This is a genomic window from Paenibacillus sp. FSL H8-0259 (assembly GCF_037963255.1).
GTDB lineage: Bacteria > Bacillota > Bacilli > Paenibacillales > Paenibacillaceae > Paenibacillus_AQ > Paenibacillus_AQ phytohabitans.
Genome location: NZ_CP150147.1, coordinates 2,538,795 through 2,553,098 on the forward strand (window position 1 = coordinate 2,538,795; position 14,304 = coordinate 2,553,098).

Annotated in this window: 11 protein-coding genes; all 11 read left to right on the forward strand. The window is 50.0% G+C overall.

Annotated elements, in window-relative coordinates; genetic code table 11:
- The first annotated feature begins 291 nt into the window (after nucleotides 1-291).
- The 11 genes from NSU01_RS10700 to NSU01_RS10750 all read left to right on the forward strand — a co-directional run bounded on the left by NSU01_RS10700 (nucleotide 292) and on the right by NSU01_RS10750 (nucleotide 13,972).
- Nucleotides 292-2,094, forward strand: coding sequence for a sensor histidine kinase (locus NSU01_RS10700; protein WP_076242732.1), 1,803 nt, complete (start codon nucleotides 292-294; stop codon nucleotides 2,092-2,094).
- Complete coding sequence (locus NSU01_RS10705) at nucleotides 2,087-3,730, forward strand: response regulator (RefSeq protein WP_076242733.1); 1,644 nt, start codon at nucleotides 2,087-2,089, stop codon at nucleotides 3,728-3,730. The genes NSU01_RS10700 and NSU01_RS10705 overlap by 8 nt, the downstream gene beginning before the upstream one ends.
- A gap of 212 nt (nucleotides 3,731-3,942) precedes the next feature.
- Complete coding sequence (locus tag NSU01_RS10710) at nucleotides 3,943-4,857, forward strand: ABC transporter permease subunit (RefSeq protein ID WP_076242734.1); 915 nt, start codon at nucleotides 3,943-3,945, stop codon at nucleotides 4,855-4,857.
- Between the two features lie 13 nt (nucleotides 4,858-4,870).
- Nucleotides 4,871-5,749 carry a carbohydrate ABC transporter permease gene (locus NSU01_RS10715; protein WP_039308538.1) on the forward strand — a complete coding sequence of 293 codons (879 nt, stop codon included), beginning with the start codon at nucleotides 4,871-4,873 and terminating at the stop codon, nucleotides 5,747-5,749.
- A 62-nt stretch (nucleotides 5,750-5,811) separates the two neighbouring features.
- Entirely contained in the window at nucleotides 5,812-7,533 is a 1,722-nt protein-coding gene (locus NSU01_RS10720; protein WP_076242735.1) for an extracellular solute-binding protein, read from the forward strand.
- A 184-nt stretch (nucleotides 7,534-7,717) separates the two neighbouring features.
- Nucleotides 7,718-7,996, forward strand: coding sequence for a hypothetical protein (locus NSU01_RS10725; RefSeq protein WP_076242736.1), 279 nt, complete (start codon nucleotides 7,718-7,720; stop codon nucleotides 7,994-7,996).
- Between the two features lie 71 nt (nucleotides 7,997-8,067).
- On the forward strand, nucleotides 8,068-8,502 hold the full coding sequence (locus NSU01_RS10730) for a hypothetical protein (RefSeq protein ID WP_076242737.1): 435 nt from the start codon (nucleotides 8,068-8,070) through the stop codon (nucleotides 8,500-8,502).
- Between the two features lie 136 nt (nucleotides 8,503-8,638).
- Nucleotides 8,639-9,304: a hypothetical protein gene (locus NSU01_RS10735; protein ID WP_076242738.1), complete on the forward strand. Its 666-nt coding sequence runs from the start codon at nucleotides 8,639-8,641 to the stop codon at nucleotides 9,302-9,304.
- 648 nt (nucleotides 9,305-9,952) lie between these two features.
- Nucleotides 9,953-11,917, forward strand: a complete 1,965-nt coding sequence (locus NSU01_RS10740; protein WP_339303065.1) for a serine hydrolase — start codon at nucleotides 9,953-9,955, stop codon at nucleotides 11,915-11,917.
- A gap of 22 nt (nucleotides 11,918-11,939) precedes the next feature.
- The gene (locus NSU01_RS10745; RefSeq protein WP_042140949.1) at nucleotides 11,940-12,617 is read left to right on the forward strand and encodes a response regulator transcription factor; all 678 of its coding nucleotides are present in this window, start codon (nucleotides 11,940-11,942) and stop codon (nucleotides 12,615-12,617) included.
- Complete coding sequence (locus NSU01_RS10750; protein WP_076242740.1) at nucleotides 12,614-13,972, forward strand: HAMP domain-containing sensor histidine kinase; 1,359 nt, start codon at nucleotides 12,614-12,616, stop codon at nucleotides 13,970-13,972. The genes NSU01_RS10745 and NSU01_RS10750 overlap by 4 nt, the downstream gene beginning before the upstream one ends.
- Nucleotides 13,973-14,304 lie beyond the last annotated feature (332 nt).

The window sequence follows — 14,304 nt, forward strand, 5'->3', positions numbered from 1 at the left end:
CAACAATTATGCCTAATCAGCCCGGCGGGCTTAAGAAATCGGCTTCGCTGCGGCTACAACTCCCGGGGGGAGTAAAGAATAATCAGCTAAAGCTTATCCATACGTCTATCTTTCCCTCTCAATCCATCCCTCTATCTACCCACATATCCCCCCTAGCTCTGCTCACGCCTCCCCCGCCCAGTCAACCGCCTAAGGTCTTCTCCTCTTTTGAATATAAAACCTAATTTACTATTCCAGAACCCGGTGTTACGATGGGGTGGAGTTGAGGCAAATAGGGGGCAAACAGGTTACATGAAGCGGATCACCCGGGTTTTTCACAATTGGAGTGTGACCTCAAAGTTTGTTGGGGTATTTGTTCTGATTCTAACGGTCTCGTCCATCATCACAGGGGTCATCATTTATGTGCAGGCGTACAATTCAGCCATCTCCCAGGCGCGGAGCGTGATGGAACAGAATCTGCTGCAGACCAAAACCACGATCGATGAAAAGGTGGACATGATCGAGAACATTTCGGAGATCATCGCCTTTGATTCCAGGATTCAGACGCTGCTGGACAGCGCTTTTATTAATGAGAGCTTTCAGCTTCAGGACTACCGATACAACGTTGCCCCGATTGTAGACAACATTATGCGGCAGAATACGTACATCCACTCGATACATGTCTATATGAACAATCCGACGATCCCTGAGATCTTCGAGCTTTACGACGGCTTCTATAGTATGGACCGGATTCGCGGGGACGGGGAGTATGTACGGTTTATGAAGGATGTCCAGAACTCCACGGACTGGCGGGGACTGCATCTGGAGAATCTGCTGACAACGAGGCCTGATGTGAAGGCCAAAGCGGATGTCTTTTCGTATAACCGGAAGATTCTCTCCGGACGCAATAACGAGGTGAACGGTCTGGTCGAAATTGAGGTGACACAAAGCGTGCTGTTCCAGCCGCTGGAGGATGCCAACACGGAGGTTGGAAGCGTTCTCGTCCTCGACAATAATCACAAGGTTGCCTCCAATAACAACACTCCGCTGTCCGATGCGATGATCAAAGAGCTCACCGGGGGGATGCCCGGGGATAACATGAGGCTGAATATGCTGGCAACGGTAGGCGGGGTCAGGTCCATAGTGATCTCGGTCCCGCTTACAGGCCCGGATCTTCGCCTTGTGGGTGTTTTTCCAGTCAGCAACTTCGTGGATAAAGTGAACCAGTCGATCCGGACCAGCTTCATGGTGCTGATTGCCGCGCTCATTATACTGAGCCTGCTGGTGTATTATCTGACAGTGAAGCTGCTGTCCCGCATGAAGGTGCTGCTTAAGGCGATGAAGCAGGTGCGGGAAGGCTCCATTGACGTATCGGTGCCGGTTGTCTGGAATGACGAGTTCACCCAGATGGCACTGAGCTTCAATCATATGACTACCCGGATCCATGATCTGGTCGAAACCGTATACAAATCCGAGCTGCTCGAAAAAGATGCCGAACTCAAAGCGCTGGAGTCCCAGATCAATCCGCATTTTCTGTACAACACGCTTGCGACGATCTCCTGGGTGGCCCGCAAGGCCAAAGCGCCGGATATCGTGAAGCTGTCAGATTCCATGGCCAAGTTCTACCGGCTGGTACTGAACAAGGGGAATTCGGAGACATTGGTGGCGAATGAACTCGATATGGTGGGGGCTTATCTGGCGATTCAGAAGTTCAGGTTCGAAGACCGGTTTGACGCGGTTTTTGAAGTGGAGGAGCGGGTCAGGAACTGTTATACACTGAAGAATATTTTGCAGCCGCTGGTTGAGAATGCCCTGATTCACGGGATTGAGCCTAAGCGTTCACATGGTACCATTATCATCAAAGCAGCCCTCGAAGAAGATCTGGTGGTCATCCGCATCATCGACGATGGGGTAGGCATGCCGCGGGATATGATCGAGGATGTAATTGCAGGCAAAGTTCTCAATACACGGGGCAGCGGGTTTGCCATTGCCAATATAACCAAACGTCTTCAGGCTTTTTATGGGGAATCCCAGCATATTGAACTTTACAGCAGACAGGGGATTGGAACGGTAATTACCTTGTCTTTTGCAGCCAGGGGGATGAACAATGTTTAAAATGCTTATTGTCGAAGATGAACGCTGGGAGAGAGAAGGGTTAATCGAGTTTCTGGACTGGGTGTCGATGGGCATCTCTGTGATTGAGACCGCATCGGACGGCATCGAGGGATTGGACAAAGCGCTGGAGATCAAGCCGGATATCATCATCACGGATATACAAATGCCCGGCAGGAATGGAATCGAGATGGCCAAGCTTGTTCTGGAGCAGCTTCCCGGGGTGCGGATCGTTGTGCTGACCGGGTACGATGATTTCGAATTTGCCCGTGAAGCCTTGCGGTTCGGCGCGGTGGATTATGTGCTCAAGCCGGTGGGGGAAGAAGAAATGCTCAGCACGATGCTCAAGGTCGTCCAAGGCTGTGAGGATCAGCTGCTGAAGCGGAGTGAAGAGGAGCGCATGTGGCTGGAAAAAGATGCGGTGCACCACCTCTCGCTGCGCCAGCAGGTAATGGATTGGCTGCTGGGCCGGTGCGGTGCGGAGGCGCAGCAGCAGACGATTAATGAACTCCGGGACAATGGCTATCTGGAAGCGGGCGCCTTCTCTGTGTGGCTGTGTTCCCGGCCGGGCCTGCCGCCGAAGCCCGATACAATGGAGATGGAGCGGACCGCCGGAACTGTACTGGGGCGGCAAGTGCTTGTGCTTTCGGCCGGGGCGGGGGCAGGGCAGGGAGAACTAGCGGCCTTCGTCCTGCTCATCGCCCTGCAGCAGGATGAGCTCAGCGGACAGGCACAGCTTGCAGAGAAGCTGCTGCAGGTGCTTAATCTGCAGCCAGTGATCATGGAGGATACAGCCCGGGAACAGGTTGATCCAGCGGGGTGGATCATCGGTATAAGCTCACCGCGGGAGGATATCGGACTCATCCGCGAATCCTTCCGGGAATCGCAAAGTGCATTTAACTTCGCGGTGTTTAATGGCCTGAGCGGCGTTGTAGCAGCAGACGGGGAGCAGCTCGCCAGGAAGCAATTCACTAAGGACTCCGAGGTGTTCATCCGGCAGTTCCGGGAGCTGGCCAAGCGCTTGAGGTATGATCTCGGGAGCGGGAGCCCAACCGGACCGGTCATGGACGAACTGTTCGCCTTGCTTGCCGCGCATCCCGGGGCAGGAAGATCCTATATCGCTTCTTTGCTCGGCGGTGTGATCGAGAGCTGTTCCTCGCTTGCGATGCCCGCTGCCCAAGCTACCACAGCAGTTGCCGCCAATCATATGGAGGCGCTGCTGGCCAGCAGCCGTCTCCCGGACATGAGAGCTTATACAGCAGGCGTTATCGGTGAAATGTCGCTGCTGCTGGAAGAGAAGCGGAACCGTAAGGACGACTATCTGATTAACCGGGTCATCGTTCTGATTGAGGAGCAGTACGGGAATCAGGATCTGAGCCTGGCTTATTTAGCCGGCGAGGTATTCGTCTCCCCCAACCACCTGGGGATGATCTTCAAGAAGAAGACAGGCAAGACACCGAGTGAATATATCCAGGAGTACAGACTCGCACGTGCGGAGGAGATGCTGCGCACAACCAAGCAGCGCATAGCTATAGTGGCCGAGCAGATCGGCATTCCGAATCCATCGTATTTCGGGCTGCTGTATAAACAGGCCTATGGAATGACACCCGGAGAGTACAGGGAATTCGTACAGCGTTAAGGGTCAGATCCTTCCCGGACGATAATAAGTCAGCCTCAATCGCAGATGATGCGTTTGGGGCTTTTTTATTTAGATAGCGCTTACAAACTTCGTGGGATTCTGATACCCGCGTTCATTTTTGATATATAACCCTGGCAGGCGGCATTTTATAATTAACCCATAGGAAGATGAGAAGTCGAACGCAATCGAATGCAGAAGAAAGGATGTAGCTTATGAGCAGTTTGCCCTCCAAGCGGTTCTGGCAGCAGCGGTATCTGATGTTGCTGACCCTGCCGGCAGTACTATGGATGATCATTTTTAACTATATCCCGATGTATGGTGTGATTATTTCCTTCAAGGAATATACACCTTTTCAGGGGTTTCTCCACAGTCCCTGGACAGGGCTGGCGAATTTCCGGGAATTATTCAATGATCCGACGTTTACAGAATCACTGGCTAACACATTCAAGATCAGTATTGCCAAGCTGGTATTTGGTTTCCCGGCACCGATCCTCCTGTCGATCCTGCTGAATGAGGTAGTATTCAAAAGATTCAAGCGGATTGTTCAATCGCTGACGTATTTGCCGTATTTCGTATCCTGGGTGCTGGTAGTCGGCTTAATGTACACCCTGCTGGACCCGGAGACTGGTGTAATCAGCAAAATGCTGGTCAGCACCGGGATAATTGGAAGCGATACCATGATGATGGGCAGTCCCCATACGTTCCTGACCCTGGTTGTGTTTACGGAGATCTGGAAAAATATCGGCTGGAACTCCATTATCTATCTGGCAGCCATTGCCGGTATTGATCCCCAGCTGTATGAAGCGGCCATTGTGGATGGTGCGGGCCGGTTCCGGCGGATCTGGCATATTACATTGCCTTCCCTGAAGCCAACGATCATTATCCTGCTGATCCTTTCGGTGGGCGGGCTCATTAATTCGAACTTTGACCAGATGTATCTGATGCAGAATTCAATGACTCAGGATGCAGCCAATGTGCTGTCTGTGTATTCGTACAAAACGGGTCTCGTAACAGGCAGATTCTCCTACGGGACTGCGATTGGCCTGTTCCAATCCATCGTTGCTTTTGTGCTGATGTACATTGCCAACTATTCTTCACGCAAAATCACTAAAGAGAGCTTGTTCTAGGAGGCGGGACATCATGTTAACGTATTCGAAAAGGTGGCCGGAACGAGCCTTTGACATCCTGAATGTGCTGGTGCTGCTGGCGCTCTGTATTATGACCCTGTATCCGTTCTATAATATCGTAATTACTTCCCTTAACGATCCGACGGATGCCGCCCGTGGGGGGATCGCCTTCTGGCCGCGCGTGTTCTCCATGGAGAATTACAAAGTCGTGTTTCAGGATGAACGTATGGGGCACGCCTTTTTCATCACCATCGCCCGGACTCTTGCCGGAACAGCAACTGCGGTATTGTTTACAGCAGCCTTTGCTTATGGCGTATCCAAGACCGAGCTGATGGGGCGTAGGATTTTCCTCATGATGGCTATTGTCACCATGTATTTCAGCGGCGGTATTATTCCTTATTACCTCGTTGTAGCCAAGTATCTGCATCTAAAAGGGAGCTTCCTGGTCTACATTATCCCGAATCTGTTCAATGTGTTTAATGCCATCATTATGCTGACCTTCTTCAGGGGACTGCCCAAGGAAATTGAGGAATCGGCCAAAATTGACGGTGCCAACGATCTGCGGATTTTCTGGCAGCTGGTCCTGCCGGTCTCCAAGCCCGTGCTGGCGACGATCGCACTTTACAATGCGGTGTTCCACTGGAACGCCTGGTATGATGCCATGTTATTCGGTAATGATAACCTGCTGACACTCCAGCAGATTCTGATGCAAATTATCAGCTCGAACAGCAATGTCAGCCTGATGGCCAGCAACCTGGGACTGGGTTCAGTCTCTGCGCAATCGCTTAAGCTGGCTACGATGGTCATTACCACATTGCCGATTGTCTTTACCTACCCGTTCGTACAGAAATATTTTGTGCAGGGCGTGATGATCGGTTCGGTCAAAGGTTAATAACGGCTTTAACGGCTCCGGCCGTTTAAGTATATAGATTTCATTTTATGGGAGGTCAATGTATGAGAAAGAAAGGCGCACAAGGAATGGCCGCTGCTTTACTCGCCGTCACTCTGCTGGCAGGCTGCAGTTCTAATAATACCGGCAATAATGCAAATGGAGCGGCTGAGGGTAATGCGCCGGCTACTCCGGCAGCGAATGCTTCGGCAGAACCTGCTAATGCGGGCACAGACACCGGAAGCACGGAATCCTGGAAGCAAGACACCTCACCTTTTAAATTCACCCAATATTTCTACGGGAACTGGGCATCTGCATATCTGTGGAAGGATCAGTATGCGATGAAGCTGGCTACAGAAAAAACAGGTGTGACGATAGACCGCAAGCTGGCAACAGGGAACGATGACGATTACCTGAACACCATGATTGCTTCCGGGGATCTGCCGGATACCATCATGCTGGACTGGAACAATCCTGCGGTAAGCAAGCTGATCAATAATGGCATGGTCTATTCCATGGATGAGCTGATGGACAAATATGCACCGGAGCTGAAGTCCATGCTCGACCCGGACATGGTGAAATATCATTCGGTCAACGGAAAGCTCTGGTACTTGCCGAACCTGTTTGAAACCGCTGACAGACTGACCAGCGGGGTGCCGATTACGCCGATTCGTCCATGGTTCTTCCGCGACGATATTTACAAGGCTATTGGCAGTCCGGAGCTTAAGACGACAGATGATCTGATGAACGCCCTCAAGCTGGCAAAGGAGAAATTCCCTGAGATCAGTCCGGTCGGTGTGGAGAACTTCGATGTGGCCAAAAACAGCTTCGGCGGCAGCTTGTCAATGAACTTCCTGATCAGCTCCTTCTCGCCGAATCTGCTGGAGGAACGCATCAAGGATGATCAGCAGATCGTAGAATACCCGATGCGGAACAAAGGCTTCATCGATTCCTTCCGTTACATGAATCAGCTGTACCGCAATGGACTATTCGATTCACAGCTGCTGATCTATAAGCAGGAGCAGTATGAAGAGAAGCTGTATGGGGCGCAATATGCCGCAGCTTCGCAGTACATGTCCAATATGTACACCCAATACAATCCGAAAATTGAAAGTACGCTGGGGGCCGATCATAAATACTCGATTATCGGCGGACTTCAGGCGAATGGTCAGGACCCAAGATATGCCGCTTCCCGTCTGATGGGCTGGCAGGGCTTCTTCATCACCAAGAATGCGAAGAATCCGGAACGGATTATCCGCTTTGCTGAATATGCCTGGTCCGATGAAGGACAGCTTGATGCACGCTATGGTACTGAAGGCGAGACTTATGACATGGTTGACGGCCTGCCGAAATTCAAGCAGGAAATTATGGACTTGAAGCTTAAGGACAACAACGCTTATAACGCCCAGTACGGCTTTGATGATTCGACCCTCCTGATGCGGGCAGGTAAACTGTGGGATGATGCGTCCGCCCGTGATTTCCAGGAGCAGCAGCCGGAGCAATTCGCCGGAGCGAAGCTGCTGGAGAAATACAACTTCGACAGCTATTCCCTGGGCATGGACAATCTGGAGCCGGACGGCTCTTCACCTGAAGGTGTGATCAACGGCAAAGTGAAGGATCTCTGGAACAAAACCATTCCGAAGCTGATCCTGTCCGAAACCGATGCTGATTTCGACAATGCCTACAACGATTTCATCAGCCAGATGGACAAAGTCGGTGCAGAGAAGGCCGAGAAAGTGATGTATCAGCGCCATCTGGAGGATATGCAGAAGAAGGGCGTTCAATAAAGGATAGTGGGTTAGAGAGATTCGAGGGGGGCCGTGTTTATCACGGTTCCTTTTTTGTCGTTCTGTTGATCTACACAAATCATGGGGAGAATCCGATAACTTGGGATAAAGGGAAAATATTCAATAGATTCCTGATATTATATCTGGTTGATGAGGAACAGTGACCAAGCCAAAGGAGCGTAATATGATTATCAGTTTGATTTTCGTTGCTTTAAGCGGATTAATGGGAGTAGGGATGTACTTTCTAGTCATCGGCATAGTTTTTTCTGCTGGCGGAGGCGGTTTATTTTGGGCAGCAACCGACTATACTCAACTGTCGTTTTATATTGTTCTATTGTTAGTGTGCCTGGTAATCTGCTTTTTCTTCGCAAAACACTTATTAGAGAAGAACCTGCATCTTTTGCTTCTGATCTGTTTTAGCACGACAGTGCTCTTTTTCTTCCTTGCGCCTTGGCTTACATAATTAGAAATTCCAGATATACATTCAAAGAATAATCATTTTGCCTAATACATGTTAAGCAAGGGAGATAAACAATGGAGAAATCCATAAAGACAGTATTCCAAGTCATTCTATATATGTTAGCAGCAATTGCAATACATTTGATCTTAATCTATTTTCTCGGGATAAGAATTGAGGGAGGAGGGGGCACAGAGTTAATCATTTTACTGAGTACAACGTATGTTCTTCCCCTCGCCATGTGCTTTCTCAACGGTTTATTGTTTAGTAGGGCGAAGAGAGTCAGGGACCGGATCACCTGGTTCGTATTTACGGTCATTCCAAGCAGCTTACTTCTGTTTCTTTTCGTGGAAATGCAAAGTGCTGGAGGCAGTGAAGATGCGTTGGTATTTATTACAATGCCGAAGTATTCGGCTGAAATGATCTATCTGCTTCCAATAGTTATTATAATCATCCAATTAATTATGACTATATACTATCTTATTAATGTAAGGGTATGGAATAGGAATTAATGTAATCACTATCGAATGAAATGATTGCCGCACCTGTTGTGCTGGCTTATAATTAACTCAGACGAAGAACGTCCCAAGCTGCTGCTGGCAGAGGGGCGTTCTTTTTTGCGTAAATGAGAGAGGGAGGTAACTGATTATGGAGTTTGAAAATGCACATCAGCTGCTAATGGACCAGCATTTATCGGTCAGAACAGGGGAGCGCAGAGGCCGGTTGGCACGGGGGCATCAATATGCCGAGAAGCTATTCCTGCAAAATGTCTGGTGGCCGCTGTTCGGCAATCTTGATCATCTGCATCCTGAATATGAGGTGTATGACTGGAACCGCAAGTCGCAATTTCTTGATTTTGCTTTTCTTCCGCCGTACGGGAAATTCGGTCTGGAATGCGATGGGTATCAGAGCCATGTGAAGGATATGGACCGGGAGAGGTTCAGCTATTCGCTTAACCGGGATACTTTTTTGAATGGACTGGGCTGGAGGATTATCCATTTCTCCTTCGATGATGTGCAGAACCGCCCGGAGATCTGCCGCATGCTGCTGCAAATGGTCATCGCCCCTTCATTGATCCGGGTTCCGTCCGGGCAATCCCTCTCCCCGCAGGATAAGGAAATCGTTAAACTGGCTTGGAGCCTGGACAAGGGACTACGTCCCAAAGACGTGATGCTGCAATACAATCTGAACTTTCGGACGGCGCGTAAGCAGCTGCAGGAGCTGGTGCGTAAAGGGCTGCTCCGTCCGGTGATGCAGAATTCATACATTTGTTATTACGAGCCGGTGGAGGGAGTACCTGATATGTTCGTGTAGCTGTTTGTGTAGTTGTTTCTGTAGCTGTTTATGTAAGAGCTGATGAATTGTCCGGGAAAATATGCTCTGAGCTTTCAAGCAAGGTTTGTAAGTTAGGCAAACTGCTTAGAATGTGCTGTTGTCTCAGAGCTCCGGCCTGTAGCAGCGAATGGGATTCTTAAGTTCGCGGCTGTATAGGATAAAATGTTGTATGAAATACAACTCGGTTACATGCATACCCGGCTGTTTTGGAGGATTGTTGTACGAAATACAACAATTATTCCAATAATCGGCTTGGAAGAGGAGAATTGCTGCATTTTATACAATAATTTTCAATTTTGACCCTTTTAAGGAGGAGAATGTTGTATTTAGTGCAGGATTTTGAGTAATAGTGACCTTACTCCGCTCCATTCGCACCATCCGCACCATCCGCACCATGAGGATGCATGCGGACCCAGGCAGGATTACTCTATAGACATTAAGAAGTTTATCGACCTGTTCGCCCACGGATTTGCGCAGATGAACCTGCTCATAGATTCGTGTAATGAACCTGCTCATGGACAGCTTATAGTCTTGTTAACGTTCTATTCACAATACTCTGTTAGTCTCTATAAGTGTCAGGCGGATGATTATCCGGCCTACAATATGTAAGATGATGCGGAGGATAATATGGTAATAACTATGCAAAAAAGGCTGGCCGCTGGTCTGACGATATTAGCTGTAATCGGGTTAAGCGTGAGCCTTATATTTCCCGGGAAACATGCCATGGCCGAGACGGCTCAAACCCAGCCAGCGGTACCTCAGACTGAAGCATCTGCCGCCAATCTGAAGGATATCGCGGGTCTGACTGCTTTCGTTGACGGAATCATGGAAGAGGATATGAACCGGCTGCAAATTCCGGGAGCGGTGATCTCCATCGTCAAGGACGGCAAGATCATTTTGGGCAAAGGGTATGGCAGCTCCAATCTGGAGCAAGCGGCTCCGGTTGACCCTGCAACCAGCATGTTCCGTATCGCTTCTACGACCAAGCTGTTCACCTGGACTGCTGTAATGCAGCTCGTTGAACAAGGTAAAATTGATCTGGATACCGATATTAACACCTACCTGAAATCCGTGAAGATTCCTGCTACTTATCCTGAACCCGTCACCATGCGCCATTTGATGACCCACACAGCAGGATTTGAAGAGGGCGGAGTCGGTTATCAGATCGTCACTGATCCTGCCGGATTGCCCGGTTCCATCTCGGAGACACTCCATAAACATATGCTGGCCCGGATCAGACCGCCCGGTGAGATGAGTGCCTATTCTAACTATGGAGCCACGCTTGCAGGTATGATCGTGGAGGATGTCAGCGGTCTTCCTTATAATGATTATATTCAGAAGTATATCTTCGATCCGCTGGACATGAAACATTCGACGGTTGTGGAGCCATTGCCGGAGTCATTCGTCCCTTACCAGGTGGTAGGGTATAATAGCGAGAACGGCAGCTTTATTCCAGGCACGCCTACTTTCGAGGGCGGATTTCGTCCTGCCGGCTCGGGCACCGTATCTGCAGTAGACATGGCACATTTCATGATCGCGCATCTGCAGAACGGGAAATATGGTGACGGGCAGATTCTGAAGCCTGAGACTGCTGCATTCATGCATTCAACAGCGTTCCAGCTCGATAAGCGCCTGCCGGGAGTAGCTCTCGGTTTCGCAGAGAAGCGGGTGAACGGGGTAACATTAATCTCTCATGGCGGCTCCGATCCCATGTTTAATACGGAATTGTATCTTGCACCTGCCAAGCAACTGGGGATTTTCTTATCCTACAATGGCGGTAAAGGCAGTGAATCGGCAGCAAATCTGGTCCAGGCTTTGTTCAACCGCTATTATCCCGCTCCCGAAGTGAAGCAGCCGGAGTTCTCCGCTTATGCGGAATCCGTGCAGAAATATGCCGGCTCCTATCAATTTACACGCCGCAACATGAGTGATATCGACAAGTTCTTTAATTTTTTTGCCCAGCTGAATGTTACGATTGCGGATAATAAGCTATCCTTGGGAAGCGGCAGTGAACAACAGCTGTACAGAGCCATCGGTCCTAACCTGTTCCAGCTTGAAGGAGGGACCGATCAGATCGGCTTCCTTACGGATGAGTCCGGCAAAGTTACACATATGTTCCTGGACATGGCTCCGGAGATGCCGCTGGAGCGTACGCCACTTTTGGATCAGAGTAAGTTTTGGCTTATCCTTCTTGGTGTCGTAGGATTCATTTTCATCACCGCTTTGCCCGGACCCCTCTTCTTCAGACGCAGGTTCAAGGCGATGACGCTCGCAGAAAAGCGGGCCATCCGATTATCTGCGGGAACTGCCGGCTGGGCGCTGTTATCTTTTATTACTCTGTTTATGGTTATTATGTCCATGGACATTATGCAGAAGCTCAGCGGTATCAGTCCTTTGCTGTCTGTCAGCTTGGTTATGCCAATCATTATGGCGGGCTTGACCTTAGCAATGTTGGTCTCGGCTATATTGGTTTGGAAAAATAAGTACTGGACCGCCTTTAAGCGGGTGCATTACACGTTAGTGACGCTTTCGGCTGTCGTACTGATGATCTTCTTCTACTATTGGAATCTGCTCGGCTGGCAGTTTGGATAACGTTTAAGAGAGAAGGATGATCGTGGCTACTATACTTATCGCGGATGATGATGACAATATCCGGAAGCTGATGTCTCTATATCTGCGCAAAGAAGGGTTCGACCTCGAAGAAGCCGGGGACGGCACCAAGGCCTTGTCCATCATAGAGGACTCACAGATCGATCTTGTCATTCTGGATATTATGATGCCGGGACTGAATGGCTGGGAGCTGTGCAGGGAAATCAGGCGTTCGGATGCCAACCTCCCCCTCCTCATGGTGACGGCCAAAGCGGAATCTGCCCACAAAGTGAAAGGATTTCAGCTCGGAACGGATGATTACCTGACCAAGCCGTTTGATCCGGTGGAACTGGTGATGCGGGTAAAAGCGCTGCTCAAACGCTCACTGGTAGTTACTTCCCAGTCCGTGCAGCTCGGCAATGTGGTGCTCAACCGCCGGACCTTTCAGGTTACACGCAGTGGGGCACCGGTCACGCTTCCCTTGAAGGAATTTGATCTTCTGTTTCTCCTGGTCAGCCATCCCGGGCAGATCTTCACCAGAGAACAACTGATTCAGCAAGTCTGGGGACTCCATTATGAAGGGGACGGGCGGACTGTAGATGTGCATATCAGCCGGCTGAGGGAGAAGTTCAGCGGCAATGGCGAGGGTTTTCAAATCGAAACTGCCCGCGGTCTGGGATACCGGCTGATCCCTGAGCCATGATCAAGACACTGTATGTTCGGGTCATTCTCACGTTCCTCAGCATCATCATCTTCAGCCTGATCTGTTCCTTTTTCATCGGCTTGTATGTTTTTCAGCAGCAAATAAGCTATAAGGGACAGAGCGAAATGCTCGCAGTGGGCCAGGAGATCATTCACCGCTATGATGACGCCAAGCCTACAGATACGGACGAGTTCCTGAATAGTATGGTTAAAATATCGGCACATCCCATTAACCTGTACGATCCATCCGGAGAACATACTTTTTACGGGCTCATAGATAGCCCTGCTGTACCCATCACCTCAGAAGCTGTCCGGCAAGTGCTGCAGGGGAAGGTCTATCGTTCCTCCAAGGAAGATAAGGATACGTTCATCGGAATGCCCTTTATGCTCAAGGGGGAGTGGCATGCAATGTTCCTGCAGTACTCTGCAGGGAACGAGGCTATCGTCAACCGGATGGTACTCTTTGTGCTGCTGCTGGTGCTTGTGCTGGGAAGTGTATGTATCGTTGTTGCTGCCAGATATCTGGTGGAGCCGATCAAGGCTTTGACGAATGCTACCAAAAGACTGGCCAAAGGTGACTTCGAGGTGGATCTTAAAAGGAACCGAGTGGACGAGATCGGGGAGTTGACACAAAGCTATGTGGAGATGGCCGGAGAATTGAAGCAGCTGGAGCAGATGAGGCAGGACTTCGTATCGAGTGTTTCGCATGAAATTCAGACACCGCTTACGTCTATTTCCGGCTTTGCCAAGGCGCTGCAGAACAATGATCTGATTGCAGAGGAGGAACGCAAGGACTATCTGGATATCATCATTGCGGAGAGTGGGCGTCTGTCGAGGCTAAGTGATAATTTGCTGAAGCTTGCTTCCCTGGATTCCGAGCATCATCCCTTCATAACAGGCTCCTTCCGGCTTGACGAGCAGATTAGAACCATCGTTGTAACCTGTGAGCCGCAATGGTCAGCCCGAAGCATCGTTATTGATCTGGAGCTGCCGGAAGCTGTCCATATCATTGGGGATGAAGATCAGCTGAAGCAGGTATGGATGAATCTGCTCAGCAACAGCATTAAGTTCACGCCTGAAGGCGGGAAGATCCGCATCTCTTTAGACAGCAGTGCAGCAGAAGTATCCGTCACCATCAGCGATAATGGCATCGGGATTTCCCCGGAAGAGGCTGGCGCCATCTTTCAAAGATTCTATAAAGCTGACAAGTCGCGCAGCGGAAACAACAACGGGAACGGTCTGGGGCTTGCGATTGTCAAAAAAATCGTCTCCCTGCATCAGGGGAACATTGAGGTGGAGGGAGCACCTGGAGGAGGGACGACGATGATTGTCAGGTTGCCCGTACGCCAGACATGATGAAATCCCTAAATTGCCGGTCCGCTGCCCGGTCTTCCTCCGTAACCAAACCGCCCCGCTGATGAGTAAGAATCACGGCTTTTTGCAGGTACATGAAATACAGGTGGGTGGACTTCTGCAGAATGGGCATGGGGATACAACAATCCGGAATAATTGGGAGGTAATAAGACCATACCTCGGGGTATACCGGTTCAGGTCCAAGGCGTAAGCGAAGCGACTGCCCAGGCAACAAGTAAGGAAACAGACAATGCCTCAACGAGTGCCGGAACAATATGGGTATAGGGAAAGCAGTACTAAAGAAACACCAGGGTCAACGAAAACGACAACTCCGA

Excerpts from the sequence above, each read along its gene's own strand:
- NSU01_RS10700 (WP_076242732.1), top strand. The coding sequence starts at position 292 with ATGAAGCGGATCACCCGGGTTTTTCACAATTGGAGTGTGACCTCAAAG.
- NSU01_RS10705 (WP_076242733.1), top strand. The coding sequence starts at position 2,087 with ATGTTTAAAATGCTTATTGTCGAAGATGAACGCTGGGAGAGAGAAGGG.
- NSU01_RS10710 (WP_076242734.1), top strand. The coding sequence starts at position 3,943 with ATGAGCAGTTTGCCCTCCAAGCGGTTCTGGCAGCAGCGGTATCTGATG.
- NSU01_RS10715 (WP_039308538.1), top strand. The coding sequence starts at position 4,871 with ATGTTAACGTATTCGAAAAGGTGGCCGGAACGAGCCTTTGACATCCTG.
- NSU01_RS10720 (WP_076242735.1), top strand. The coding sequence starts at position 5,812 with ATGAGAAAGAAAGGCGCACAAGGAATGGCCGCTGCTTTACTCGCCGTC.
- NSU01_RS10725 (WP_076242736.1), top strand. The coding sequence starts at position 7,718 with ATGATTATCAGTTTGATTTTCGTTGCTTTAAGCGGATTAATGGGAGTA.
- NSU01_RS10730 (WP_076242737.1), top strand. The coding sequence starts at position 8,068 with ATGGAGAAATCCATAAAGACAGTATTCCAAGTCATTCTATATATGTTA.
- NSU01_RS10735 (WP_076242738.1), top strand. The coding sequence starts at position 8,639 with ATGGAGTTTGAAAATGCACATCAGCTGCTAATGGACCAGCATTTATCG.
- NSU01_RS10740 (WP_339303065.1), top strand. The coding sequence starts at position 9,953 with ATGGTAATAACTATGCAAAAAAGGCTGGCCGCTGGTCTGACGATATTA.
- NSU01_RS10750 (WP_076242740.1), top strand. The coding sequence starts at position 12,614 with ATGATCAAGACACTGTATGTTCGGGTCATTCTCACGTTCCTCAGCATC.